General features: G+C 61.9%; 22 protein-coding genes. 9 read left to right on the top strand and 13 right to left on the bottom strand.

Going from position 1 to position 25,283, the window contains the following annotated elements; translation table 11 throughout:
• The first annotated feature begins 425 nt into the window (after positions 1 to 425).
• Complete coding sequence (locus PspR76_RS06390) at positions 426 to 2,843, top strand: glucose/quinate/shikimate family membrane-bound PQQ-dependent dehydrogenase (RefSeq protein ID WP_159954439.1); 2,418 nt, start codon at positions 426 to 428, stop codon at positions 2,841 to 2,843.
• A 193-nt stretch (positions 2,844 to 3,036) separates the two neighbouring features.
• Here PspR76_RS06390 and PspR76_RS06385 read toward each other — a convergent pair whose 3' ends face one another.
• Entirely contained in the window at positions 3,037 to 5,373 is a 2,337-nt protein-coding gene (locus PspR76_RS06385) for a putative bifunctional diguanylate cyclase/phosphodiesterase (RefSeq protein ID WP_159961347.1), read from the bottom strand.
• 323 nt (positions 5,374 to 5,696) lie between these two features.
• Here PspR76_RS06385 and PspR76_RS06380 point away from each other — a divergent pair, with 323 nt between their 5' ends.
• Positions 5,697 to 6,269 (top strand): hypothetical protein, encoded by a 573-nt coding sequence (locus PspR76_RS06380; RefSeq protein WP_159954438.1) that lies wholly within the window; start codon positions 5,697 to 5,699, stop codon positions 6,267 to 6,269.
• A gap of 67 nt (positions 6,270 to 6,336) precedes the next feature.
• On the opposite strand, the gene PspR76_RS06375 is transcribed toward PspR76_RS06380, so the two are convergent.
• From PspR76_RS06375 to PspR76_RS06340, 8 genes are all read right to left on the bottom strand, one after another.
• On the bottom strand, positions 6,337 to 7,512 hold the full coding sequence (locus PspR76_RS06375; protein WP_159954437.1) for an ABC transporter substrate-binding protein: 1,176 nt from the start codon (positions 7,510 to 7,512) through the stop codon (positions 6,337 to 6,339).
• Positions 7,509 to 8,483 (bottom strand): CobW family GTP-binding protein, encoded by a 975-nt coding sequence (locus PspR76_RS06370; RefSeq protein ID WP_159954436.1) that lies wholly within the window; start codon positions 8,481 to 8,483, stop codon positions 7,509 to 7,511. The genes PspR76_RS06375 and PspR76_RS06370 overlap by 4 nt, the downstream gene beginning before the upstream one ends.
• Positions 8,480 to 8,776 (bottom strand): hypothetical protein, encoded by a 297-nt coding sequence (locus tag PspR76_RS06365; RefSeq protein WP_159954435.1) that lies wholly within the window; start codon positions 8,774 to 8,776, stop codon positions 8,480 to 8,482. Before PspR76_RS06365 ends, PspR76_RS06370 begins: the two co-directional genes overlap by 4 nt.
• 13 nt (positions 8,777 to 8,789) lie before the next feature.
• Complete coding sequence (locus PspR76_RS06360; RefSeq protein WP_159954434.1) at positions 8,790 to 9,539, bottom strand: SDR family NAD(P)-dependent oxidoreductase; 750 nt, start codon at positions 9,537 to 9,539, stop codon at positions 8,790 to 8,792.
• A 135-nt stretch (positions 9,540 to 9,674) separates the two neighbouring features.
• Positions 9,675 to 10,436 (bottom strand): SDR family NAD(P)-dependent oxidoreductase, encoded by a 762-nt coding sequence (locus PspR76_RS06355; protein ID WP_159954433.1) that lies wholly within the window; start codon positions 10,434 to 10,436, stop codon positions 9,675 to 9,677.
• Positions 10,437 to 10,446: 10 nt separating this feature from the next.
• Positions 10,447 to 11,787, bottom strand: coding sequence for an MFS transporter (locus PspR76_RS06350; protein ID WP_069786160.1), 1,341 nt, complete (start codon positions 11,785 to 11,787; stop codon positions 10,447 to 10,449).
• A gap of 30 nt (positions 11,788 to 11,817) precedes the next feature.
• Positions 11,818 to 12,696, bottom strand: coding sequence for a polysaccharide deacetylase family protein (locus tag PspR76_RS06345; protein WP_159954432.1), 879 nt, complete (start codon positions 12,694 to 12,696; stop codon positions 11,818 to 11,820).
• Between the two features lie 11 nt (positions 12,697 to 12,707).
• The gene (locus tag PspR76_RS06340) at positions 12,708 to 14,039 is read right to left on the bottom strand and encodes an amidase (RefSeq protein ID WP_159954431.1); all 1,332 of its coding nucleotides are present in this window, start codon (positions 14,037 to 14,039) and stop codon (positions 12,708 to 12,710) included.
• A gap of 350 nt (positions 14,040 to 14,389) precedes the next feature.
• Between PspR76_RS06340 and PspR76_RS06335 the strand changes: the two genes are divergently transcribed.
• The 7 genes from PspR76_RS06335 (at position 14,390) to cmoB (ending at position 21,533) form a co-directional block, all read left to right on the top strand.
• Positions 14,390 to 15,379: a GntR family transcriptional regulator gene (locus tag PspR76_RS06335; protein ID WP_159954430.1), complete on the top strand. Its 990-nt coding sequence runs from the start codon at positions 14,390 to 14,392 to the stop codon at positions 15,377 to 15,379.
• 162 nt (positions 15,380 to 15,541) lie between these two features.
• A complete protein-coding gene (gene lon / locus PspR76_RS06330) occupies positions 15,542 to 17,965 on the top strand; it encodes an endopeptidase La (protein WP_159954429.1) in 2,424 nt (807 codons plus the stop codon).
• A 183-nt stretch (positions 17,966 to 18,148) separates the two neighbouring features.
• Entirely contained in the window at positions 18,149 to 18,538 is a 390-nt protein-coding gene (locus PspR76_RS06325) for a protease inhibitor I42 family protein (RefSeq protein WP_159954428.1), read from the top strand.
• Position 18,539: 1 nt separating this feature from the next.
• Positions 18,540 to 19,184, top strand: coding sequence for a lysoplasmalogenase (locus PspR76_RS06320; protein ID WP_159954427.1), 645 nt, complete (start codon positions 18,540 to 18,542; stop codon positions 19,182 to 19,184).
• A gap of 148 nt (positions 19,185 to 19,332) precedes the next feature.
• Positions 19,333 to 19,743, top strand: coding sequence for a hypothetical protein (locus PspR76_RS06315; protein ID WP_159954426.1), 411 nt, complete (start codon positions 19,333 to 19,335; stop codon positions 19,741 to 19,743).
• A gap of 93 nt (positions 19,744 to 19,836) precedes the next feature.
• On the top strand, positions 19,837 to 20,580 hold the full coding sequence (gene cmoA, locus PspR76_RS06310) for a carboxy-S-adenosyl-L-methionine synthase CmoA (protein WP_159954425.1): 744 nt from the start codon (positions 19,837 to 19,839) through the stop codon (positions 20,578 to 20,580).
• Entirely contained in the window at positions 20,577 to 21,533 is a 957-nt protein-coding gene (cmoB, locus tag PspR76_RS06305) for a tRNA 5-methoxyuridine(34)/uridine 5-oxyacetic acid(34) synthase CmoB (RefSeq protein WP_159954424.1), read from the top strand. Before cmoA ends, cmoB begins: the two co-directional genes overlap by 4 nt.
• Before the next feature lie 142 nt (positions 21,534 to 21,675).
• On the opposite strand, the gene tadA is transcribed toward cmoB, so the two are convergent.
• The 4 genes from tadA to recO all read right to left on the bottom strand — a co-directional run bounded on the left by tadA (position 21,676) and on the right by recO (position 25,268).
• Entirely contained in the window at positions 21,676 to 22,173 is a 498-nt protein-coding gene (gene tadA, locus PspR76_RS06300) for a tRNA adenosine(34) deaminase TadA (protein WP_159954423.1), read from the bottom strand.
• Entirely contained in the window at positions 22,173 to 23,549 is a 1,377-nt protein-coding gene (locus PspR76_RS06295; RefSeq protein WP_159954422.1) for a multicopper oxidase family protein, read from the bottom strand. Before PspR76_RS06295 ends, tadA begins: the two co-directional genes overlap by 1 nt.
• Before the next feature lie 240 nt (positions 23,550 to 23,789).
• The gene (pdxJ, locus tag PspR76_RS06290; protein WP_159954421.1) at positions 23,790 to 24,533 is read right to left on the bottom strand and encodes a pyridoxine 5'-phosphate synthase; all 744 of its coding nucleotides are present in this window, start codon (positions 24,531 to 24,533) and stop codon (positions 23,790 to 23,792) included.
• Between the two features lie 51 nt (positions 24,534 to 24,584).
• Complete coding sequence (gene recO, locus PspR76_RS06285; RefSeq protein ID WP_159954420.1) at positions 24,585 to 25,268, bottom strand: DNA repair protein RecO; 684 nt, start codon at positions 25,266 to 25,268, stop codon at positions 24,585 to 24,587.
• Between the last annotated feature and the right edge of the window lie 15 nt (positions 25,269 to 25,283).

Here is a 25,283-nt window from a genome sequence, read left to right as displayed (position 1 = left end):
CTCCGCGTGGGAATGCCGCCCTGGACGCTCCGCGTCCGCCCTGTAAACCGTGACGCAGAGCGTCACAAAAGGCGTTCCCACGCAAAGCGTGGGAACGATCTGTCGCGCGACGTTCTGTCACTGTTACCAAATCTGAAATGATGCATCTTGCGATTTGCGCTTTCTCTTGGCGCATCAGCGCTTTATCCTTGCCGCAACAAACTGAAACGTTTCACGCCCGCGGTCGATCCCATCTTGCCAAACGTACCTCTCTTCAAAGACAGCGCTGTCTTACACCGACCTGCGCCTGGGAATAAATCGCCCGCCGGTGGATAACCCCAGTTTCCCCAGAAAAACCCAAATAACGCTGAACCAAGCCCGCGCCGAATCGTCATCTACAGTGAAGCACGGGGTTACATAATTCCAACGTCACGGAGAAACACACTATGAGCACTGATGGTGCTTCAAGCCCAAGCCGCCTGCTGCCCAGGCTGCTAGGCGTCTTGCTGGCGATCATGGGGCTGGCCTTGCTGGCCGGCGGCGTCAAGCTGAGCATGCTCGGCGGGTCGCTGTACTACCTGCTGGCCGGTATCGGCATCGCCCTCACCGGCGTTTTGCTGCTGGCCACCCGCCGCGCTGCACTGGGCCTCTACGCACTGGTGTTGTTCGCCAGCACCGTGTGGGCACTGTGGGAAGTCGGCCTGGATTGGTGGCAGCTGGTGCCGCGCCTGGCCCTGCTGTTCGCCTTGGGCATCGTCCTGTTGCTGCCGTGGTTTCGCCGTCCGTTGCTGCGTGGCCAACCCGCGCCGCTGGGCACTGGCGCCCTGAGCGTGGCCGTGGTGCTCGCCGGTGCTGCGGCCCTGGCCAGCCAATTCACCAACCCGGGTGAGATGGTCAAGACCGGCCAATTGGACCGCGACGCCGTACCTGGCATGGCCAGCGCCGCGCCGACCCAGGCCGATGGCGACTGGAATTCCTACGGCCGTTCGGCTTTCGGTGATCGTTACTCGCCGCTGGCGCAGATCACCCCGGAAAACGCCCACAAGCTGGTGCCGGCGTGGACCTTCCGCACGGGAGACATTCCTGGCCCAGGCGATCCCGGTGAAACCACCGCGGAAAACACCCCGCTGAAAGTCAACGGCATTCTCTACGTGTGCACGCCGCACAGCCAAGTGATTGCCCTGGACCCGGACACCGGCAAGGAAATCTGGCGTTTCGACCCGAAGATCAGCACCGAAGGTGCCGCGAACTTCAAAGGTTGGGCGCACATGACCTGCCGTGGCGTGTCGTATCACGATGACGCCGTGTACGCTTCCGAGCAGAGCCCAACCGGCAGCGCCAGCGCTGCTCCGGTCAGTGCCGTTTGCCCGAAACGCATTTTCGTACCGACTGCCGACACCCGTCTGATCGCCCTGAACGCCGACACCGGCAAGATGTGCGAAGACTTCGGTGACAAAGGCCAGGTCGACCTGCGTGCCAACATCGGCAGCTTCGCCCCAGGCGGTTACTACTCCACCTCGCCACCGGCCGTGACCAAGAACCTGGTCGTGATCGGCGGTCACGTCACCGACAACGTTTCCACCGACGAGCCTAGCGGCGTGATCCGCGCGTTCGACGTGCACACCGGCAAACTGGTGTGGAACTGGGACAGCGGCAACCCGGACGACACTACCCCGTTGGCCGAGGGCAAGACCTACACCCGCAACTCGCCGAACATGTGGTCCATGTTCAGCGTCGATGAAAAACTCGGCATGCTCTACCTGCCGATGGGCAACCAGATGCCCGACCAATACGGCGGCGACCGTACCGAAGACTCGGAAAAATACAGCGCCGGCCTCACTGCCCTGGACATCGACAGCGGCCACGTGAAGTGGACCTTCCAGTTCACTCACCATGACCTGTGGGACATGGACGTGGGCGGCCAGCCTTCGCTGATCGACATCAAGACCGCGGACGGCGTCAAGCAAGCGGTAATGGCTTCGACCAAGCAAGGCAGCATCTACGTGCTGGACCGCAGCAACGGCAAGCCGGTGGTGCCGATCAACGAAATCCCTGTACCACAAGGCGCAGTGGCCGGTGATCACACCTCGCCAACCCAACCGAAGTCCGACCTGAACTTCATGCCGCCGCCGTTGAAAGAACGCGACATGTGGGGCGTGACCCCGTTCGACCAGATGCTGTGCCGGATCGATTTCAAATCCATGCGCTACGACGGTCCGTTCACCCCGCCATCGCTGCAAGGTTCGATCGTTTACCCAGGTAACTTCGGCGTGTTCGACTGGGGTGGCATTTCCGTCGACCCAGTGCGCCAGATTGCTTTCGTGAACCCGAGCTACATGGCGTTCAAATCGAAACTGATCCCGGCCGCCGACATCGCCAAACAAGGCCCACGTGTCAGCGAAACCGAAGGCGTGCAGCCAAACAAAGGCGCGCCGTACGGCGTGATCCTCGAAGCGCTGCTGTCGCCTCTGGGCCTGCCGTGCCAGGCACCGGCGTGGGGTTATGTGGCCGCAGTCGACCTGACCAACCACCAGACCATCTGGATGCACAAGAACGGTACCGTGCGCGACAGCTCGCCGGTTCCAATCCCGCTGACCATGGGCGTGCCTAGCCTGGGCGGTACATTCACCACCGCCGGTGGCGTGGCCTTCCTCAGCGGCACCCTCGACCAGTACCTGCGCGCCTATGACGTGAAAAACGGCAAGCAGTTGTGGGAAGGCCGCCTGCCTGCAGGCGCGCAAACCACACCGATGACCTACACCGGCAAGGACGGCAAGCAGTACGTGCTGGTCATGGCCGGCGGTCACGGCTCGCTGGGCACCAAGCAGGGTGACTATGTGATGGCGTTCAAGCTGCCGGACTAAGTGTTAACCGGCGGTAAAACAAAGGCGGCTACCTGATGGGTAGCCGCTTTTTTTTTTGTGCCTCACATTTACCCAATGTGGGAGCTGGCTTGCCTGCGATGGCGGTGCAACAGAAACAGATTGTTTGACTGCCACACCGCCATCGCGGGCAAGCCCGCTCCCACAGGGGTTAGGGGTGTTCAGGAGAATGGATTTACAAGGCAACCCGCTCACGCCGCATCCACCGCTCGAACGCCGCGGCATTCAACGGCCGGCTGATCAGGTGTCCCTGGGCCGTGTCGCACTTCCACTGTTTGAGCAGCTTCAGGCTGGGCTCAAACTCCACGCCCTCCGCCACCACTTTAAGCCCCAGGTTGTGGCTCATTTCGATGGTCGACCGCACGATCACGCCGTCGCCGCTGGCGCTGTCGAGGTTGCGGATGAAGGACTGGTCGATCTTCAACTCCTGCACCGGCAACCGCTGCAGTTGCGCCAGCGATGAATAGCCGGTGCCGAAGTCGTCCACCGACAGGCTGATGCCGCAGGCGCGCAGTTGCTCCAGCACACTCAGCGCCTGCTGCGGGTTGTGCATGATCGCGCTTTCGGTGATTTCGAAAAGCAGCTGCTCGGCCGAGACATGGTATTGCATGAGCAACGCGGTGACGCGAATGGCCAGGTCATCATCGGCCAGGTCATCCACCGAAATGTTCACCGAGAGCTGCATGTGCAAGCCGCGCTGCGCCCAGTCGGCGATCTGGCGGATGGCTTCTTCGATCACCCACAGCGTCAGGCCACTCATGCTGCCGGTGCGCTCGGCCAAGGGGATGAACTCGGCAGGTGACACCTGGCCCAGGGTCGAATGCTGCCAGCGCAGCAAGGCTTCGGCCTGGCGTACATGGCCGTGGTTGAGGTCGAGTTTGGGCTGATAGCACAGGAACAATTCGCCCTCGACCACCGCACGGCGCAAGTCGCGGATCAGGGTGATCTGGCGCTGGTGCGCCAGGTCGCGGTCCTGCTGGTAGATCTGCAAATGCCCGGGCAGGCTCGCCGCATCATGCCGGGCAATCGCCGCGCGGCTGATCAGCTCTTCGACCTGCTGGCCATCGGCAGGATAGGCGGCAATGCCGATACTGACCTCATGGCGCACTTCGTCGTTGCCGATGCGCTGGGGTTCGGTGAGCAGCCCGTAAAGACGGTCGGCGCGGGCCACGGCGCGGTCGATCTCGGTGTTTTCCAGCAACAGCAGAAACTCACTGCCGGCGATGCGCGCTGCGGTGTCGCTGGCCAACAGGCTCATGGACAAGCATCGACTGGCTTCGCGCAGCATTTGCTCGACGCCCTGAGGGCCAAAGCCTTCGTTGATCACCCGGTAGTTTTCAATCCCCAGGTACAGCAACACCACCGGCCTGCGCGCACTGATCGCACTGCCCAGGCGCTCCATGGCCAGGGCGCGGTTGGGCAAACCGGTGAGCGGGTCATGCAAAGCGTTATGGGCCAATTGCCGCTCGCGCATGGCGATCCCGCTTTGCATGGCATTGAACGCTCGGGCCAACAAGCCGAACTCATCGTGGCTGCGGACTCGCACCGGCGTGTGATAGTCACCGGCGCCAATTCGCTCGGCGGCTTCGACCAAGGCATTCAGCGGACGCGAGACGCGCCGCGCCAGGAACAACGCGCCCGCCAGCGACACCAGCAGCACCGCCAGGGCAATCCCGAGAAACTGCCGGTCCAACGGCGCAAAGGATTCCAGCGCGTGGTCGAGCGGGCTTTGCAGCAACACGCGCACCTCATCGCCATCGCCGGTGTTGGCCAGCGGCAATACCTGGCTGAGCACGCGTTGCCCGTGGAACAGCGTGATCTGCGCTCCAGGGTTGAGGTGCGCCTGGTGCAGTGTTTCGATAATCGAGACCCCATACGCCTCGGGCTGGGTGCTGAACAGCTCGCCGACGCGGCCGTCCTGCACGCTGAGAAACGACACCTCGAGGTTGCTCATGGAACGCAGTTCGTTGGCGAACAGTTTGTCCATCGGGAAACCCATGACCACACGGGCGATAGGCTCCGGGTCGAGCACGTCATTCTGCACCAGCAAATAGGGCTGGCCGTCCAGGGCGACAATGAGCATTTGCTGGCCACTGCGTCGCGCATGGCGCAAGGCAACCTCATAGGGAAACGGTTGGCCGTGTGTCAGCACGGGCAAGGTGCTGACCATCACCTTGCCATCCAGGCCCAGCACAAATACTTCGCTGCCTTGCAGGCCGGTGCCATGCCGACGCAGCGCGGTCAGAATCGATTCATCCTTGCCCTCGATCACCGCCTGTTTGAAGGGGCCATCGGCAGTCAGCCAATCCAAGCCGTATTGCAGGCGACGCCCACGCAGGTCCAATAAGCGTTCGAACACTTGGCTGCCGGTGGTGAGTTGCACCTGGGCCTGGTTTTCCACGGCACGCGTGGTGGCAGCCTGGACGGCAAAGTAAGTGGCGGCCACGACCACCAGCAGCAACAGCGCCAACACCCCGGCAATACGGGTTTGGAAGGTGTGGCGCCACTTCATGGCCGTGCCCTCTGGCAGCGTTCGCCGTTCTTTGCCGACTCGTCCCTTTTTCATACGCATTCCCGGCGGCTGCCACCTGGCGTCAAAAAAACATCCATTCTTATTGCGTTATTGGTGTTAGCAGATTAGCTGGGAGCGGGGATAAGTAAACCCAGTAAATACTGCAGTCATAACGTCATATTATTGACGACCAGGAAATGACTGATGCTCGAAACGTCACACTTATCAACTGCGGCTTTCCCACACTTTGCGTCTGATGGCGTCCATGGCGTCCTCACTGAGGGAGTGAAAACATCGACGCTCTTTTTTTCAAGGAAGTTGCCATGCGTTATTTGAAGATCACGGCTCAGGATGACTACGACAATGACGTTATCGATGCCGTTTACCTGGAGTTTTATGATGGCGTGAACCCCAAGGCGGTCGCTGAGGCGTTGGTCATGAACACAGCGGAACAAGACCGTGGCAGCCTGAAGTGGGTGCTGGCTGACGACATCAACGGCAGCGGAGTCAACGATAAGGTCGATGGCGATTTGGCGCGGTCACTGGCGAGGAGGTTTCTGCAGTTCAAGTGGTGGAAGGTTGATCGCCCCTTCGACCGTTACCTGGAAATCTATACCGAAGACCTCGACCTGGATGGCAAGCCGGATCTGGTCCGGCTGAGGTTTCATCAAGGAGAAGGCGCGCCGAGCGACGAGACCCTGGTGCGGGCCGCCGCCTGTGTCTTTCTGAATGACGTTGCCGGCCGGTATGTCGCCATCAATGAGGATGTAAACGGGGATTCGACTGTCAATGCCCGGGACAGCGCGCTCGTGGTCGACCTGTGCCGTGACTTTCTAACGTGTGGCTGGCATAACGTGCGGGCAACAACACCCTGCTCGCCCCTCGGTTCGCCGTAACACTGCCGCTATTACCGGCGGGCACGACAGACGCCGCCGCGTCCGTCGCGCCCCCAGGTTTACTCGATCAAGTACTGCGAGCCCGCATGAAATCCCCCCAGCGCCGCACCAGGTAATTGTGCTCGTCCATGACCGAATTCCATACGGCGATGTTGCCCATGCGCTGCTCATACGAGCCCCCATCGCGCACATCACCGATATCAATCAACGGTAGCCCATCGCTGCCAAGCAACTCTTCCCGAGCAGGCAACCCCGCATACCAATAATCCCACTCGGCACCGCTCAAATGATCCCGCGTACGCGCCGGGTTGCCGATGTAATAGCCCTGGCGCGCCATCACCGCCCCCGGCCACCCCGACAACCACCAATTCAGATAGGCATACGCCGCATCCAACACCGGCCCCTGGGCATGGCGCGACAATGACAAGCCACCAAACCACGCGCGATAGCCTTCGCGGGGCACCGCCAGCCGGTACTTCACCCCGGCCCGGTGCAAGCGCATCAAGGTCGGCGACCACAAACTCTGGATATCAATGCTCGGGCTGAGCATCAACTGCGCCGCCTCTTCATCATCCGACCAGAACGCCGCAAAGTGCCCTTCCTTTTGCTTGCGTACCAGAATGTCGGCGAGCACGTCGATTTCTTCGATGCTCATATTGCCGACGTCCCCGAACTGCGCCAGCCCCGCGCCCTGCACCGCCAGCGCAGCATCCAGTGCACCAATTGCGGCATCACTTTGCAGCGCGGTGCGCGCGCGCCATGCCGGGTCGAGCAGCCAGCCCCAGCTTTCATTGCCGTGGCTGAAGCCTTCGGGCAACCGCTCGGGGCGGTAGGCAAAACTGTCGGCATTGTGGGTCAGCGGCAACATGCTGATGCGCTCGGTCACCGTGCTGCCGAGGCTGCCGTCGTGCTGCACAAACAAGCGCTCGCTGGGCACACTGCCGCTGCCCAGCCGGTCGTTGGCCGACAGCCGCCCGCGTTTGGGCAGGTCGTTGATCTCGTGCCACAGCGCAATGCGCCGCGTGTCGATGGGCTGGATCGCCCGCGCCGGCCACACGAAGTCAACGTTGTGGAACCACTGGTCATACAGGTCGTAGCTTTCCGGCTGCATCACGGCGATGCGCTGGGCCTGCGCCACATCGTGCACCTGATACACCAGGCGAATCCCCAATTCTTGCTCAGCGCGCACGCGCAAACATTCCAGCAAGGTCACGGACGTACCCAGCACGCGCAATGTGATCATGCGGCGAACCGCCGGGAGAACACCTCGAAAGAGCGCCGCAGCAGCGCCGGGTCGAGGCCACGCAGGATAAACACCAGCCGCGACTGGCGGTCGGTGCCCGGCCACGCGGGCAAGTGCACCGGGGCATGCAGGCAGTGCTGCACGCCATGAATGACGATGGGGGCCAGGCTTGCGTTCACGTTGAGCAGTCCTTTGACGCGAAGGATTCGTTCGCCGTGGCATCTTAACAGCATCGACAACCAGACCCCGAAGCCGACCCAGTCCAGCGGCTGTTCGAAAGTCAGGCAGCACACTTGCGCGGCGCCGTGGGTCGCTGTGGTGGTTTGATGCAATTGCCAGCGGCTGACTTCAACGGCAGGCTCGGCGCTGCGCAAACCTTCGCCAAGCAGCAGTTGGTCGCCGCTGTGAATATCTTGGGTATTGAGGATCGGTGTGCCGGCATTCAGCGCCTGCAAATGCGTGCGCAGTGAATCACAGTCGCCGGCGAGGTCCGTCTTGCTGAGCAACAGCCGATCGGCCGCAGCAACCTGGGCCAGCCATTCCGGGTGCAGGCGCTCCTGTAGATCGGCGTGGCTGGCGTCGACCAGGGTAATCACTAGGCCAATGTGAAAGCGTCCGCGCAGTTGCACATCGTTGTTCAAGGTGGCGAGGATCGGCGCCGGGTCGGCAAGGCCGGTGGTTTCCAGGATCACGCGTTTGAACGCCGGGATTTCACCGCGCTCACGACGTTGCAACAAGCCCAGCAGCGCATCTTTCAACTCGCCACGAATCGAGCAGCACACGCAGCCGCTGGGCAGCAACACCGTGTCCGGTGCGACCTCCTCCACCAGCAGATGGTCAATGCCGACATCGCCGAACTCGTTGATCAGCAGCGCGGTGTCGCCGAGGCTTTCGCCTTGCAGCAGGCGCTTGAGCAAGGTGGTTTTGCCGCTGCCAAGGAAGCCGGTGATGACGTTGAGGGCAATACTCATGATGACTCCAAGTGATCGAGCAAGCGCGGATCGAGTGGGTCCAGCGGGCGGCCGAGCATGCTTTCAGCCTCCAGCCAGAGTTGATCCAAACCGCTCGCCAATGCCTGCTTGCCGGTGGCGCCCAACAGCAGATAAGACGCGCCTTGAAAGTCCTCGACCTTGAGCCGGAACACCGCCAGTACCTGGTTGATCGCCGCGATCCGGCGCAGACGTTCGCGGCGCCGGGGCAGTTCATCGCCCAAGGGGTCGCTCCAGTGCAGGTCTTCGCCGAGCAAACCGCAGAGTCCGCACATGGCTACACCTCACTCATGGCATGACATCGCCGGAGTTCGGGCCCAGGGTCTGGCCGACGAACAAGTTGCCACCCGGTTCACTGGCGAGCAGCACGGCGGTGGGCGCCACCTCATCGGCCAGGCCGAAGCGGCCCAAGGGCAACTCGGCGGCCTTGGCACGTTTCCAGTCCTCGCTGATGCCGCCCACCAGCGGCGTTTCGATAGGGCCCGGCGCGATGGCGTTGACCAGTACATTGTCCTTGGCCACTTCCAGTGCCAGCGACTTGGTGAAGCCAATCACCCCGGCCTTGGCCGCAGCGTAATGGGTCAGCTCGGCGCCGCCCTTGATGCCCAGTTGCGAGGCGACATTGATGATCCGCCCCCAGCGCTGCGCCAGCATGTGCGGCAAGGCGCGCTGGCTGGCGACGAATACGCTGGTGAGGTCGACGCGCAGCATGTCGTTCCACATCTCGATGGACAGGTCGACGCAACGCGCCTGGGTGAGCATGCCGGCGTTGTTGACCAGAATATCGATGCCGCCAAAATGCTCGACGCAGCGGTCGACACTGGCCTGGGCGCCTTCGACCGTGCCGACATCCGCCAGGCATTCAAACACCTCGGCGCCGAGGTTGCGGCAGGTGATGGCGGTTTCGGCAAGGCTGGCGGCATTGCGGTCGGCCAACAGCAGGCGCGCGCCTTCGGCGGCATAGACACGGGCGATGGCAGCACCGATGCCGCTGCCGGCGCCGGTGATGACGGCACGACGGTTAACGAGTTGGGACATACAAGTCTCCTTGGACAAACACAGTTCCAATGTGGGAGCGGGCTTGCTCGCGAATACGGTGGGTCAGTGACAAATGCATCGACTGACACGACGCATTCGCGAGCAAGCCCGCTCCCACATTTGGATTGGATGCAGTCAGTCGGGCCAGCGCACAGTTAAGCCACCGTCGATAACGATGCTCTGCCCGGTCAGATAACTCGACGCCTCACTGGTCAAAAACTGCACCAGCGACGCCACTTCATCGGCCCGCCCTACCCGGCCCAACGGAATCGCCCGCGCAGCCTTCGCCAAGCCTTCCGGCCCCAACGAATTCTTCGCATCCAACGACTGCGGCGTCTCGATCAATCCCGGGATCACCGCATTGCAACGAATCCCCAACGGCGCCAACTCCACTGCCAACGACCGGCACAGCCCCGGCACGCCGGCCTTGGCCGCCGCGTAGTGGCTGTGCTCCTGCCAGCCGTACACGCCACCGGCAATCGACGAAATCGCCACCAATGCGCCGCCTTCGTTCATATGCCGCGTCGCTGCGCGGAAGGTGCGCATCACCCCCGTGAGGTCGACATTGAGCATCTCGTCCCACAGCTCATCGGTCATTTCCAGCAGCGGTGCGCGGCGCAATAAACCCGCGTTGGCCACCGCATAATCGAGGCGGCCGAAATGCTGCACGGCCTGTTCGGCCAGCGCGTCCACCGAGGCGCTGTTGCCGACGTCCAGCGGCAACATCAGGCACTCGCCGCCCGCCTCTTCCACCAAGGCCACGGTGGTGTGCGGGTCATGCGGGTCGGCCGGGTAATACCCGCCCACCACCGCCACGCCGCTGCGTGCATACGCCACGGCGAGGGCTTGGCCGATGCCGCTGGCGGCACCGGTAATCAAGGCAACTTTACGGCTCATCACACACTCCTTACTGAACGGTTTCCGGGCGCACATGGCGGGCGGCAAACATCAACGCGCCGGACAAGAAGCACGGCAGCGCGCCGAACCACAGCGCGGCGGTCTGCCAGTCACTGCCGGCGGACAACACCTGGGTGGCGCCAAAACCTGCCACCACCGCCCCAATCGGGCCCATCGCATGGATGATCGCGCCACCGGTGGCGCGGATGCTGGTGGGGAAACTTTCGCTGATAAAGAACAGCGCCGCCGAGTACGGCCCGATCAGGAAGAACAGGCCCAGGCTGTACAGGCCAACCACCATCGGCATATTGCTCGGGCCAAACAGCATGCCGGCAAACGCCAGGCCGCCGAGCATCCAGCCCAGGCCGATTACGTTGCGACGGCCGATCTTGTCGCCCATCCAACCGTGGGTCAGGTAGCCGCAATAGCCCACTAGGTTCGACAGCACGAGGATGATCAACGAGTTCTCGAACGAGATGTGGTGCACGCTGACGATCACCGAAGTGCCGAGCACGCTGAACACCTGGATCGCCGCCCAGTTGAGCAACAGCGCAGCGCCGATCACCAGCGTGGCGCGGCGGGCCGGGCCGCGGAAGGCGGCTTTGAGGCCGGCCTTGCTGTGCTCGTCATAGTCCACGCCGTAGGTCACGGCGACGTTTTGCGCTTCTTTTACTGCGCCGCTTTTGCGCAGCTCGCTGATGCGCTGGTGAATCTGGAACTGCGGGCTCTCCTTGAGCTTGCGCGCCATGATTGCAATCACAATCGCGGGGATCGCGGCGAAGATGAAGCAGCCCTGCCAGCCAATGATCGGCAATAACAATGCGGTCAACCCGGCGGCGATTAACGCACCCACCGGCCAGCCACCCTGCACCAGGCTGTAGATAAACCCGCGACGTTTGGTCAGTCGCGGGTCTTCGGAGGCGCCGTACAGCTCGCTCAAATAAGTGGCGTTGACGGTTTCCTCGGCATAGCCCAGGCCGCCCAACGAACGGATCAGAATCAACGGCGACTTGCCCCACGCCCCGCCTATCGCGGTGAGTGCCGAACACAGCGCGGAACCGGCCACGGTGAAAATAATACCTTTGCGCCGCCCCAACTTATCGACGACCGGGCCAATCGCAAAGGCCACCACTGCCGTGCCCACCGCCACCCAGGTCGCGATTTCAGCTTGCTCCACTTCACCCCAGCCGAAGTGCCGGCCGATCTCCGGCAGCAAGGTGCCGAAGAGGATGAAGTCATACACCGCAAACACCCAGGCGAAAAACGCGATCCAGGTGGCAAAGCGTACTTCCTGGGACGTCAGTTGCCGGGGTTTCCAGCCAGTCAGGTCAAGCTTGTTGTAGATGGACATAAATCGCGCCTCGGGGGTGTGGGCTAAGGGTCAGGAACGCGGTTGGCGGCGGATAAAGTCGTCGGCGATTTCGTCGAAGGTGACGAAGCGCACGCCGGCATGGCTCTGGATGTGTTCGATCAAGCGCTCGAGCATCAACAGCACTTGCGGGCGACCGGACACGTCAGGGTGGATGGTCATGGTGAACACCACGTGTTCGTGCTCGCGGTAGACCCAGTCGAACTGGTCGCGCCACATTTCTTCGAGGTGACGCGGGTTGACGAAGCCGTGGCTGTTGGGGGCTTTTTTGATGAACATCATCGGCGGCAGGTCATCGAGGTACCAGTTGGCCGGGATCTCCACCAAGTCGGTTTCTTCGCCGCGCACCAAGGGTTTCATCCAGGTGTCGGGGTGCTGGCTGTAGTCGATCTTGGTCCAGCTGTCGCCCTTGCGCACGTAGTACGGGTGGAAATCGTTGTGCATCAGGCTGTGGTCGTACTTGATGCCTTTTTTCAGCAGCAGCTCGTTGGTGACCTTGCTGAATTCCCACCAGGGCGCGACGTAGCCGGTCGGGCGTTTGCCGGTGACCTGGGTGATCAGTTCGATGGATTTATCCAGGACGATTTCTTCCTGTTCGGCCGTCATCGCAATGGGGTTTTCGTGGCTGTAGCCGTGTACGCCGATTTCATGCCCGGCGTCGGCCACCGCCTTCATCTGCTCGGGGAAGGTTTCCATCGAGTGGCCAGGGATAAACCAGGTGGTGCGCAGGCCGTAACGCTCGAACAACTTGAGCAGGCGTGGCGCGCCGATTTCACCGGCGAACAGGCCACGGGAAATGTCGTCCGGCGAGTCTTCGCCGCCGTAGGAACCGAGCCAGCCGGCGACGGCGTCAACGTCGACGCCAAATGCACAGAGAATGTCTTTAGCCATGGTGTGTCTCCTTAAATAGTCATTACGGATTCGACGGACAACGCCGTGCGCAACAGGCGTGCGTCTTCGCCCGTCGGGGCGCTGAGCAGCAACCCGGTGGGCAGGCCCTGGGCATCGCGGCCGCTGGGCAAACTGACGCCCGGCATGTCGAGCAAACTGCCGGGCATGGTCAGGCGCAGGGTGGCGAGGTTGGTTTTCACAAACAGATCGTCGTCGGCTTCAAGCGGCGCCAACGGCGGGGCGACATGGGCAACGGTCGGGGTAATCAGCACGGCGCCCTCGAGTTCGTCGACCAGTTGCAATTGCAGGCGGCGGCGCGCATCGATCAGGTGGAGCAATTGGCTGGCGGGCAATGAGCGCGCGGCTTCAAGGCGGCGGCGTACGCGTGGGTCGAGTTGTTCGGCCTCGGGGCTGTCGAGCAGGGCTTCGTGCAGCGCAAAGGCTTCGAATGAACCGAGCCAGCCGTCCTGCTTGATCAGATTGAGCGTGGCCTGGAAGGTGGCTGACGGGCGCACCTCGATCAGCGCGCCTGCGGCCTTGAGTTGGTCCACCGCGCGCAGCAGGTTATTGCGTACGCCAGGCTCTATGTCTTCGAGTGCGCCTTGCTCAAGCACAAAGCGCTGGCCCTTGAGGCTGCGTGGGCTATGGGTTTGGCTGCGGCCGTTGAGCAAATCGTCGATGGCCAGCGCATCGCGCACGCTGCGGGTCAGTGGGCCGAGGCTGTCGAGGGTGTGCGCCAGCGGGAACACGCCGTCGCGGCTGTAGCGTCGGCAACTGCTGCGGTAGCCGACCACGCCATTCAGCGCGGCGGGAATACGGATCGAGCCGGCGGTGTCGGTGCCCATGGCGATTGGCACGATCCCGGCAGCCACGGCCACGGCCGACCCCGACGATGAGCCGCCGGGAATACGCGGTTGATCGTCGCTGCCGGGGTTTTGGGGCGTGCCGAAATGTGGGTTCAAGCCCAGGCCGGAATAGGCCAACTCACTGAGGTTGGTCTTGCCTACGCTGACCATCCCGGCGCGGCACAGCAACCCCACGCTCGGAGCGTCGAGCAAGGCGGCGGGCGCCTCGCGACGGTGGGCGGCACCCGCTGTGGTGATGCTGCCGGCGAGGTCAAACAGGTCTTTCCAGGCCAAGGGCACGCCATCGAACGCGCTCAAGGGCTGGCCGGCACGCCAGCGGGCGGCGGAGGCTTCGGCCTCACGGCGGGCGCGCTCGGCGGTCAGGGAAATAAATACGCTCGGGGCCATGCTGGCGTGGAGCAGAGCCTGTTCGAGCACTTGCACCGGGTCGCTGCGACCCCTGGCGAAAGCCTCGGCCATTGATGTGGCATCTGACATCAGGAGGGTCCTCACAAAACGTATATATTAATAAAATGTACGTTTTATAAAGGCAGCTTTCGTGCCAGTCTCTTTACAGCCGTTTTTCTGCGGATAGGGTTTATCGACCGGACCTACGGGCTAGATGGTTTTGCAGGAAGCAAAATAATGCGGTGCCGGAGTTGGGGATGACTTCGAATGAAATAATGTATCTTTTATTAATCAGTACATTTTGGTGCATAAAAGTAACACTGTGATGTGCAAGGCCCCAAAAAGGGCCACTGACGTGGCGCAGAGTGACAGGTGCATCTATGAGAGAATCCCCGGCCTGCGTCCTACACCACTTAGTACTTTTTACGTCAGAGAATGCGATGAAAGCAGTGTCCGCCTCGGCCTCCCGTTACGCGATGATTCACCAGGTGTTGCGTGACGCGATCGTCAACGGCACCGCGCGCCACGGGCTGGTCTTGCTCGAAGCGCCGCTGGCCGAACTGTTCGGCACCAGCCGCGTGCCGGTGCGCAAGGCCTTGGACCTGCTGCATGACGAGGGCCTGATCTGCCGTTTTAACGGCCGCGGTTACCTGATCAACCCCGAAGGCCTGGCCATGGAGCCACTGCGCCTGCCCCTGAGCCACGCGCACCTGGGCCTCAATGGCGACGACGAGCTGGTCGACACGCGGCCGCTGGGCGAACGCATCGTCGAGGAAATCGGTGCGGCGCTGTCCACCTGCATTGCCTTCGGCCATTACCGCCTGGACGAGCAAGCCGCTGCCGACCACTACGGTGTCAGCCGCGCCGTGGTGCGTGAAGCGCTGATGCGCTTGCGCGATCGCGGCCTGGTGGAAAAAGAGCCGTACTCACAATGGCTGGCCGGGCCACTGACCGCCCGCGAAGTGACCGAAGACTACGAACTGCGCGCCTGCCTGGAACCCGAAGCCCTGCGCCAGAGCGCGCCGAACCTCGACCGCGACATGCTCGAAGCCATGTTGCAACGCGTGTTGGCGGCCCAGGCAAATCCGCAATGCAGCCTGGAAGCCATCGAGCAGATCGAAGAGGATTTGCACCAGCACTGCCTGGCCGGCCTGCAAAACCGCAAGATCGCCGCGCTGATTCGCCAGGGCCAGAGCCCGATGATCATCAGCCGGATTTTTTACCGTTTACTGGGAATCGGTGCCGATCCGACCATGCTCGCCGAACATCGCCTGATTCTTGAGCTGTTGCTGCACGGCGCCTTTGATGCGGCAGCGTTGAATCTGCGTGAGCATTTGCAGCGCGCACGCCAGCGGATGTTGCAGCGGTTGAAAGTGTTGTCGGTATTGCCGGAACAGCCGCTGCCGGCCTACCTGCACAAAATCAGCTGACTTTATGCAGTACAAAATGTGGGAGCTGGCTTGCCTGCTCCCACAGGGGGTAAAGCGGCATTCTTGAAAATATTATGCAATATGTTGCTATCTCTCCCCCGCCATTGAAACCACCGACGACCCGCCCCATCTAACCTGCATACTTCCTTATGCAGGTGCCCCATGAGCGACCAGCAAGAATTCCCGGACATCGACTTGAACGATTACGCTGACCCCGAAAACGCTGAACACGACGCTTCGTCCAACACCGGCCTGGCCCTGCCTGGGCAAAATCTGCCGGACAAGGTCTACATCATCCCGATCCACAATCGGCCGTTCTTCCCGGCGCAAGTGCTGCCGGTGATCGTCAATGAAGAACCGTGGGCCGAGACCCTGGAGCTGGTGAGCAAATCCGACCACCACTCCCTGGCCCTGTTCTTCATGGACACGCCGCCGGAAGACCCGCGCCACTTCGACACTTCCAGCCTGCCGCTGTACGGCACGCTGGTGAAGGTGCACCACGCCAGCCGCGAGAACGGCAAGCTGCAATTCGTCGCTCAGGGCCTGACCCGCGTGCGCATCAAGACCTGGCTCAAGCACCACCGCCCACCGTACCTGGTGGAAGTCGAATACCCGCACCAGCCAACCCAGCCGACCGATGAGGTCAAGGCCTACGGCATGGCGCTGATCAATGCGATCAAGGAACTGCTGCCCCTCAACCCGCTGTACAGCGAAGAGTTGAAGAATTACCTCAACCGCTTCAGCCCCAACGACCCGTCACCGCTCACCGACTTCGCCGCCGCGTTGACCTCGGCCACCGGTAACGAGTTGCAGGAAGTGCTGGACTGCGTGCCCATGCTCAAGCGCATGGAAAAAGTGCTGCCTATGCTGCGCAAGGAAGTCGAAGTTGCGCGCCTGCAAAAAGAACTCTCCGCCGAAGTGAACCGCAAGATCGGCGAGCACCAGCGTGAATTCTTCCTCAAGGAACAGCTCAAGGTCATCCAGCAGGAGCTGGGCTTGACCAAGGACGATCGCAGCGCCGACGTCGAGCAGTTCGAGCAACGCCTGGTGGGCAAAGTGCTGCCCGCCCAGGCGCAAAAGCGCATCGGCGAAGAAATGAACAAGCTGTCGATCCTGGAAACGGGCTCGCCGGAATACGCCGTGACCCGCAACTACCTGGACTGGGCGACCTCCGTGCCGTGGGGCGTGTATGGCGAAGACAAGCTCGACCTGAAACACGCGCGCAAGGTGCTGGATAAACACCATGCGGGCCTGGATGACATCAAGAGCCGGATCCTCGAGTTCCTCGCGGTGGGCGCCTATAAAGGCGAAGTCGCCGGTTCCATCGTGCTGCTGGTCGGCCCGCCGGGCGTGGGCAAGACCAGTGTCGGCAAATCCATCGCCGAGTCGCTGGGCCGGCCGTTCTACCGCTTCAGCGTCGGCGGCATGCGCGACGAGGCCGAGATCAAGGGCCATCGCCGCACCTACATCGGTGCCCTGCCCGGCAAGCTGGTGCAGGCGCTTAAAGATGTGGAAGTGATGAACCCGGTGATCATGCTCGATGAAATCGACAAGATGGGCCAGAGCTTCCAGGGCGACCCGGCTTCGGCTTTGCTGGAAACCCTCGACCCGGAACAGAACGTCGAATTCCTCGACCACTACCTGGACCTGCGCCTGGACCTGTCCAAAGTGCTGTTCGTGTGCACCGCCAATACCTTGGATTCGATCCCCGGCCCGTTGCTGGACCGGATGGAAGTGATTCGCCTGTCGGGCTATATCACCGAGGAAAAAGTCGCCATCGCCAAACGTCACCTGTGGCCGAAGCAACTGGAAAAAGCCGGTGTATCAAAAAACAGCCTGAGCATCAGCGACGGTGCCCTGCGCGCACTGATCGACGGTTATGCGCGGGAAGCCGGGGTGCGCCAGCTGGAGAAACAGCTGGGCAAACTGGTGCGCAAGGCCGTGGTCAAGCTGCTGGATGAGCCGGACTCGGTGATCAAGATTGGCAACAAAGACCTGGAAAGCTCCCTGGGCATGCCGGTGTTCCGCAATGAGCAAGTGCTGTCCGGCACCGGCGTGATCACTGGCCTGGCCTGGACCAGCATGGGCGGCGCGACCTTGCCGATTGAGGCGACGCGCATCCACACGCTCAATCGCGGCTTCAAGCTCACCGGGCAGTTGGGTGAAGTGATGAAAGAGTCCGCCGAGATTGCCTACAGCTACATCAGCTCGAATCTGAAGTCGTTTGGCGGCGATCCGAAGTTCTTCGATGAAGCCTTCGTGCACTTGCACGTACCCGAAGGCGCTACGCCCAAGGACGGCCCGAGTGCGGGCGTGACCATGGCCAGTGCACTGTTGTCGCTGGCGCGCAACCAGCCGCCGAAAAAAGGCGTGGCCATGACCGGCGAGCTGACGCTGACCGGGCATGTGCTGCCGATTGGCGGGGTGCGTGAGAAGGTCATCGCAGCGCGGCGTCAGAAGATTCATGAGTTGATTCTGCCGGAGCCGAACCGTGGCAGTTTTGAAGAGTTGCCGGAGTACCTGAAGGAAGGCATGACGGTGCACTTTGCCAAGCGTTTTGCGGATGTGGCGAAGGTGCTGTTCTGATCTGATTTGATCGTTCCCACGCTCTGCGTGGGAACGCCTCTCTGGACGCTCTGCGTCCGCTGCTGGGACGCAGAGCGTCCCTGGCTGCATTCCCACGCGGAGCGTGGGAACGATCAGCTGTCTGTCACACCTTGTCTCATCTTCGGTTATGCTCGCCCTTCGTCGCCATAAAAAGGAGCCTCCATGACCGCTGCCCGCCTGCTTCTCCCCTTGAGCCTTGCCCTGCTGGGCGCCTGCGCCAGTGCCCCCAAGCAAAACGTCACCGTGGAAAACCAGAGCGCCTGCCCGCTTCAGCTTAAAACCGGGCAAAACCTGATCCTCACCCTGCCAAGCAACCCCACCACCGGCTACCGCTGGGCCATCCAGGATTCAGCCGGCGGCGTGCTGCGTGCGCTGAGCCCCGAGGTCTATAGCAGCGCAGAATCCGGTGTGATCGGCGGTGGCGGCCAATCCACTTGGCGCTTCCAGGCCTTCGCGGCCGGCCAGGGCCGTTTGCGCCTGACGTCGCAACAACCGTGGGAACCGGAAGCGGAACCGGCCGAAACCTTCGACTGCGCCATTACGGTGAACTGATATGCCTTGGCTGATTCTTGCGTTGATGGGCGCCGGCACCTTTATCTACGGCCTGACCACCCATGCCACCTTGTTGTGCCTGTTGGTCAAGCCGCTGCCGGTGCTGGCATTGCTGGGCTGGCTGCATGATGCGCCGCCCACCGACTATCGACGCTGGATCAGCCTGGGGCTGATTTTTTCCCTGGTCGGCGACGTATTGCTCGCTTGGCCGGGCGACCTGTTTATCTTCGGCCTCGGCGCCTTCCTGTTCGCGCACCTGGCGTACTTGAAAGCCTATTTCAGCGACTGCAGGCGTTTGGCGGTGTTGCCGCTGGTATTGGCACTGGGCGTGGGCGCGATCCTGTTGAGCATCCTGATTGCCCACGGCCTGGGCGACTTGCTGATTCCGGTGGTGGTGTATGCGCTGGTGATCAGCGCCATGCTCTGGCGGGCATTGGCGCGACTGGGCAGTGAGGTGCCGAAACAGTCGGCGCTGCTGGCGGCGGCGGGCGCGGTGTCGTTTGTGTTTTCCGACACCTTGATTGGGATCAACCGGTTTGTGGTGTCATTTGAAGCGGCGCCGTATTTGTTGATCACCACTTACTGGTTGGGCCAGTGGGGGATTACCGCGTCGGCGTTCTCGCAATCGTCTCAATCGCGGGTGTAATAAAGGATTAGGCGATAAGCATCGGGCTTAACAGCAAAATCAGGTCTAAAGAACTGTCAGTTATGACAGTTAAACCGCTCGATTAAAAACATACAGTGTTTCGCAAGCGATAGCCGGGTGGGTTTGTCGCACTATCGAGATACTCGACATGAGCACAACATCTGATACGACCAACGTATTTAGCATGGGCATCAACGGGGCGAAACCACGCGACTTCGAATATGCCAATGCCTTTAAGGAACCCTACGGCTTTAGAATTTCAGGCGGGTATGCAGAGCTTGAGCAGCAGGTAAAAGGTATTGAGTTCCGGCTGGCAGGCAACATCGAAGAGAAGCAGTACAGACTTGAGGCACCCGACATAGGTAACTTGGTGGTCATTGATGCCGGCTTGGTCAAGACACACTATAGCCCGAGAACCGTGAAGCTGGACATTACTCGCGTAGACCACAGCACCCGCCAGATTGTCGCCGAGTACGAAATCTATGCCGAAGACGACCGTCCAGAAGGCACCGGCACTTCCATTACCTTAAAAGGGCAAATCGACATTCACTACAAATAGACACCGTACTATGAGTGCGTACCCTTTAACCCGCGCACACGAGGATCAATTTGGCTAAAATGCCGGCCTTTCCCCCTCGTCGCCGGAACAACCGTGAGCAAAGAACCCGATCGCCTATTCGCCCAGCCCCTGCCCCAGGTGCCGGACTTCGCCTTTAACGAGGACGTGGTGCGGGTGTTCCCGGACATGATCAAGCGCTCGGTGCCCGGTTACCCCACCATCGTCGAGAACCTCGGTGTGCTGGCCGCACAGTTTGCGCAACCCAACAGCGTGCTCTTCGACCTGGGCTCGTCCCTCGGCGCGGTGACCCAGGCCTTGCGTCGCCACGTGCGCACCGACGGTTGCCGGGTGATCGCGGTGGATAACTCGGCGGCGATGGTCGAGCGCTGCCGCGAATACCTCAATGGCCAGGACTCGATGTTCCAGGAGCTGCTGCCTGTTGAAGTGATCGAGGGCGATATCCTCGCACTGCAGTTCCAACCGGCCTCGGTGGTGGCGCTGAACTTCACCCTGCAATTTATCGCCCCTGATGAGCGCCTGGCGTTGCTCGGGCGCATCCGCCAGTCGCTGCTGCCGGGCGGTGCGTTGATCCTGTCGGAAAAGCTGCGGTTCAATGATCCGCAGGAACATGCGCTGCTCACCGACCTGCACATCGCGTTCAAACGCGCCAACGGCTACAGCGAACTGGAAATCGCCCAGAAGCGCAGCGCCATCGAAAACGTCATGAAGCCCGACAGCCTCGAAGAACACCGTGAGCGCCTGCTGGCGGCCGGGTTCTCGAAAGTCGTGCCGTGGTTCCAGTGTCTTAACTTTGCCTCGTTGATTGCCTTGCCATGATTGATCTGTCCCCCCTCGCCCGCCACCTGGTCGGTACTCCTTTGGCTGTGTGGGCCCAGGGCCTGCAAGCGCAACTCGATAGCAAGATGGAAAAGGGTCATGGCGACCTGGAACGCTGGCAGAGCGCGCTGGACGCGTTACCGAAGATCCTGCCCAGCGACGTCGACCTGCTCAACGGTCTGACACTCGACACCGATTGCGACGACGCCACCCGCGCGCAAATGCGCGCCGCGCTGATGGGCCTGAGCCCGTGGCGCAAGGGCCCGTTCAACCTGTTCGGCGTGCACGTGGACACCGAATGGCGTTCGGACTGGAAGTGGTCGCGGGTCGCGCCTCATCTGGATTTGAAGGGCAAGCGCATCCTCGATGTGGGCTGCGGTAACGGCTATTACATGTGGCGCATGCTCGGCGCCGGCGCCGACAGCGTGATTGGCGTGGACCCGAACTGGTTGTTCTTCTGCCAGTTCCAGGCGGTGCAGCGCTACTTGTCGGCGCCGAAGGCCTGGCACTTGCCGTTCCCGTTTGAAGATTTGCCGCCGAACATGGAAGGCTTCGACACGGTGTTTTCCATGGGCGTGTTCTACCACCGCCGCTCGCCGATCGAGCACTTGCTGGCGTTGAAAGATTGCCTGGTCAAAGGCGGTGAGCTGGTATTGGAAACCTTGGTGGTGGAAGGCGATCAGCAGCAAGTGCTGGTGCCGGAAGACCGCTACGCGCAGATGCGTAACGTGTGGTTCCTGCCCTCGGTGCCGGCGTTGATGCTGTGGCTGCGGCGTGCGGGCTTCAGTGAGGTGCGCTGTGTGGATGTGAGCGTGACCACGGTTGAGGAACAGCGCGGCACGGAGTGGATGAAGTATCAGTCGTTGAGTGACTTCCTCGATCCGGACGATCACAGCAAGACGATTGAGGGGCTGCCGGCGCCGATGCGGGCGGTGATTATCGCCAAGAAGTGAGGATTGATATCCCTGACTAAATGGAGATCAAAATGTGGGAGCGGGCTTGCTCGCGAAGGCGGTGTATCAGCAACACATGCAGTGACTGACACTCCGTATTCGCGAGCAAGCCCGCTCCCACATTTGGGCTCTCAGTTGTTCTTTAGAGTGGGGGCTTGGCTCTTCTGGCCTTGAAGAACTCACTCAACACCGTCCCGCATTCCTCAGCCAACACCCCACCTTCAAACAGCACCCGATGGTTGAGAAACCCCTGGGTAAAAAACTGCCCCTGACTTTGCACAATCCCGGCCTTGGGTTCCAGCGCGCCATACACCACCCGTGCAATACGCGAGTGCACGATCAGGCCCGCGCACATGCTGCACGGCTCCAGCGTCACATACAGCGTGCTGCCGACCAGGCGGTAGTTGCTGATCGCTTGCGCAGCGGCGCGGATGGCGACCATTTCGGCATGGGCGCTGGGGTCGTTGCCGCTGATCGGGCAGTTAAACCCGCGGCCGATGATTTCACCGTCCTGCACCAGCACCGCGCCCACGGGCACTTCGCCCAGCGCAGCGCCTTGGGCGGCGAGGGCCAGGGCTTCGCGCATGAAATCCTGGTCGCGGCTGCGGTCGATAATCGCCGCGGGGCGAATCTGGCGCATCACGCCACCTCGATGGCGGCCATCAGGCCGGTTTCCATGTGGTCGATCACGTGGCAGTGGAACATCCACACCCCCGGGTTATCCGCCACCAACGCCACGCGGGCTCGCTCGTTTTTGCCCAGCAGGTAGGTGTCGGTGAAATACGGGATCACCTTGTGGCGGTTCGAGGCGATCACCTTGAAACTCATGCCGTGCAGGTGGATCGGGTGCTGGTACTGGGTCATGTTCTTCAATTCGAGAATGTAGCTCTTGCCCTTTTCCAGCTTGGCAATCGGGCGGTCGGCGCAGGTCTTGTCGGTGATGTCCCAGGCCTTGCCGTTGATTTGCCACAGGCTCGGCGGCTTGCCGTCATCCACCGACACCGTGCCGACCCACTCGAAATTGAAGTTGAGTTTCTCCGCATTGGCCAGGTCGGGTTCGGCAATCGGGTTGGCGGGCAGCGCCGGTGGCCATTCGTTGGGTGCGTCAGTGTTGGCCACCGAACGGAAGGTGCCCAGGCGCACCGGGCCGTTGCGGATGGACAGCTCTTCGCCGGCTGGCGGCGCCTTGATCGCCAGGCAAATGCGCATGCCCGGGCCCAGCCAGTATTCCTTGCCCAGCGGGCGCGGCTCGACGGGGTTGCCGTCCAGCGCGTAGATCTGCGCTTCGACGTCAGGGATGTTGATGCGATAGGTCAGGGTGTTGTCGAGGTTGAGCAGGCGCACGCGGGTGATCTGCCCGGCAGGCAAATCGATCACGGCCTGGGACACGCCATTGATCGTCGACAGGCGCCCGGCCGTGCCGCCACGCGCTGCTTCACGGGGCACGCTGAAGGCGACAAATGCGCCTTCTTCGTCCACGTGCCAGCTTTTCAGGCTGAGGGTGCGCTCGTGTTTGAAACCGGTGGGTTCGCGCTCTTCGATGATCAACGGGCCGACCAGGCCACGGCCGAGTTCTTCGCTGCTGTTCACATGCGGGTGATACCAGTAGCTGCCGGCGTCGGGCACGCGGAATTTGTAGTCGAAGTATTCACCGGGCAACACCGGCAACTGTGAGACGTAAGGCACGCCGTCCATTTCCAGCGGCAGGCGGATGCCATGCCAATGAATGGTGGTGGCGACCGGCAGGTGATTGATAAAGCGCACCCGCAGCCATTCGCCTTGGCGCACACGCAACTCGGTGCCCGGCGCGGACGGGCCGAATGCCCAGGCTTGGGTTTTGTGGCCTGGCACCAACTCTACGTCCAGCGGTGCGGCGATCAGTTCGTAATCGTGCCCGGCTTCGGCTTCTGCGACTTTCCCCAGCCAGTAGCGATAGGCGCCACCGGCACCGACGCCCACTACGGCCAGGCCTGCAAGACCACCCAGGATTTGTCGACGGGAAAAGGATCGGGACACAACAACCTCACGTATCTGCCGCAGGCCAGAGGCCTGCAAAGGGCAGATACGATACACCTGCCCCGGCTAAACAGTAAGGCTTCGCATTGCCGCACGGCGAAAACACGGGCGAAGACTCTGGAGATTTCCTGTGGGAGCTGGCTTGCCTGCGATAGCATCGCTTCGGTCTGATTGATAGACCGAGTCGCCTGCATCGCAGGCAAGCCAGCTCCCACACAAGCCAGCTCCCACCGGGGTTATTCAGTGCTTTGCAGCCGCCAGGATCAGCGCTTTCATCTCGGCCACCGCACCTTTGAAACCGACGAACAACGCATGCGCCACCAGCGCGTGGCCGATGTTGAGTTCGTTGATGCCCTTGATCGCAGCCACGGCTTCAACGTTGTGGTAATGCAAACCATGGCCGGCGTTGACGATAAGGCCTTCATTCAGGCCGCATTTGACGCCGTCGATGATGCGCTGCAGTTCGTCAGCCACTTCGGTCGGCGTGGTGGCATCGGCGTAGCGGCCGGTGTGCAGTTCGATGGCCGGCGCGCCGACACGGCGGGAGGCTTCGATCTGGCGCTCATCGGCGTCGATGAACAGCGAGACTTCACTGCCGATCTTCGACAGGCGTTCCACTGCGGCTTTGATCCGCGCCTCCTGGCCGGCCACGTCGAGGCCGCCTTCGGTGGTGAGTTCCTGACGGGTTTCCGGCACCAGGCAGATATGCGCCGGGCGGATGCGCTCGGCGAACGCCATCATTTCTTCGGTCACGCCCATTTCGAAGTTCATGCGGGTTTGCAGCACGTCCTTGAGCAGCAGCACGTCGCGCTCCTGGATGTGGCGGCGGTCTTCGCGCAGGTGCACGGTGATGCCGTCGGCGCCCGCTTCTTCGGCGTCCAGCGCGGCCTTGACCGGGTCGGGGTAACGGGTGCCCCGGGCCTGGCGCAGGGTAGCGACGTGGTCGATGTTGACGCCAAGAAGAATGCGATTGCTGGTGGTCACGGAAGCGCTCCTGAAAAGGGAAAGAAACGCTGCACAGCATACACGGGGTTGTCAGGGCTTTCGAAACAACTCGCGACTGACCAGCGGCCGCCCACCCAAGTGCACGGCCAGTGCCTGACGCATCAAGCGCTTGGCGGCAGACAAGGCGCCGGGGGCGCTCCAGTCGGCTTCGCTCATGGCCAGCAGCTCAGTGCCCTGGAACAGGCCCGGTTGCAGCAGGTACACGCGCTCAAGGCCGGCGTCGACTTGCAGGCGGTACATGCCGTCTTCAGCAATGGGATCGCCGTGCAAATCGTTGCTCAGTTCGAAGCCGTAGCCGAGGTCGTCGAGCAGGCGCCATTCGAAGGCGCGCAGCAGCGGCTCCAGGGGGCGGCCTTCGGCCAGGGCCAACAAGGTCGCGGCGTAGTGATCGAAGACCGCAGGGTGCGGGTCTTCGGCGGGCAGCAGGCGTATCAGCAGTTCATTGAGGTAGAGGCCGCTGAAGAGTGCTTCGCCGTTAAGCCAGGCGGAAGTGCCGACGCTTTCCAGGCGACCGACGTTTTTCAGCTCGCCCTTGCCACGAAATTCCACGTCCAGGGCCACAAATGGCCGTGCCAACGTGCCTGCCTTGCCCCGCGCGCTGCGCAACACTGCGCGCAGGCGGCCTTGGGGCGTGATGAAGTCCACCAGGGCGCTGGTCTCGCGGTAGGCGCGGCTGTGCAGGACGTAGGCGAGTTGGCTGGGGGGTTGGGACATGGGCTCTCACTGCTG

The organism is Pseudomonas sp. R76 (assembly GCF_009834565.1).
In the GTDB taxonomy this organism is placed as follows: domain Bacteria; phylum Pseudomonadota; class Gammaproteobacteria; order Pseudomonadales; family Pseudomonadaceae; genus Aquipseudomonas.
This window is presented reverse-complemented; position numbering and strand designations above follow the sequence as displayed.

Bases quoted from the DNA above. Each gene is read 5' to 3' on its own strand.
- PspR76_RS06365 (WP_159954435.1), bottom strand. From the start codon at position 8,776: ATGTGCGGACTCTGCGGTTTGCTCGGCGAAGACCTGCACTGGAGCGAC.
- PspR76_RS06380 (WP_159954438.1), top strand. From the start codon at position 5,697: ATGCGTTATTTGAAGATCACGGCTCAGGATGACTACGACAATGACGTT.
- PspR76_RS06370 (WP_159954436.1), bottom strand. From the start codon at position 8,483: ATGAGTATTGCCCTCAACGTCATCACCGGCTTCCTTGGCAGCGGCAAA.
- PspR76_RS06375 (WP_159954437.1), bottom strand. From the start codon at position 7,512: ATGATCACATTGCGCGTGCTGGGTACGTCCGTGACCTTGCTGGAATGT.
- PspR76_RS06345 (WP_159954432.1), bottom strand. From the start codon at position 12,696: ATGGCTAAAGACATTCTCTGTGCATTTGGCGTCGACGTTGACGCCGTC.
- recO (WP_159954420.1), bottom strand. From the start codon at position 25,268: ATGTCCCAACCCCCCAGCCAACTCGCCTACGTCCTGCACAGCCGCGCC.
- cmoB (WP_159954424.1), top strand. From the start codon at position 20,577: ATGATTGATCTGTCCCCCCTCGCCCGCCACCTGGTCGGTACTCCTTTG.
- PspR76_RS06360 (WP_159954434.1), bottom strand. From the start codon at position 9,539: ATGTCCCAACTCGTTAACCGTCGTGCCGTCATCACCGGCGCCGGCAGC.
- PspR76_RS06315 (WP_159954426.1), top strand. From the start codon at position 19,333: ATGAGCACAACATCTGATACGACCAACGTATTTAGCATGGGCATCAAC.
- PspR76_RS06355 (WP_159954433.1), bottom strand. From the start codon at position 10,436: ATGAGCCGTAAAGTTGCCTTGATTACCGGTGCCGCCAGCGGCATCGGC.
- PspR76_RS06385 (WP_159961347.1), bottom strand. From the start codon at position 5,373: ATGAAGTGGCGCCACACCTTCCAAACCCGTATTGCCGGGGTGTTGGCG.
- PspR76_RS06390 (WP_159954439.1), top strand. From the start codon at position 426: ATGAGCACTGATGGTGCTTCAAGCCCAAGCCGCCTGCTGCCCAGGCTG.
- PspR76_RS06325 (WP_159954428.1), top strand. From the start codon at position 18,149: ATGACCGCTGCCCGCCTGCTTCTCCCCTTGAGCCTTGCCCTGCTGGGC.
- tadA (WP_159954423.1), bottom strand. From the start codon at position 22,173: ATGCGCCAGATTCGCCCCGCGGCGATTATCGACCGCAGCCGCGACCAG.
- lon (WP_159954429.1), top strand. From the start codon at position 15,542: ATGAGCGACCAGCAAGAATTCCCGGACATCGACTTGAACGATTACGCT.
- PspR76_RS06350 (WP_069786160.1), bottom strand. From the start codon at position 11,787: ATGTCCATCTACAACAAGCTTGACCTGACTGGCTGGAAACCCCGGCAA.
- PspR76_RS06340 (WP_159954431.1), bottom strand. From the start codon at position 14,039: ATGTCAGATGCCACATCAATGGCCGAGGCTTTCGCCAGGGGTCGCAGC.
- PspR76_RS06320 (WP_159954427.1), top strand. From the start codon at position 18,540: ATGCCTTGGCTGATTCTTGCGTTGATGGGCGCCGGCACCTTTATCTAC.
- PspR76_RS06335 (WP_159954430.1), top strand. From the start codon at position 14,390: ATGAAAGCAGTGTCCGCCTCGGCCTCCCGTTACGCGATGATTCACCAG.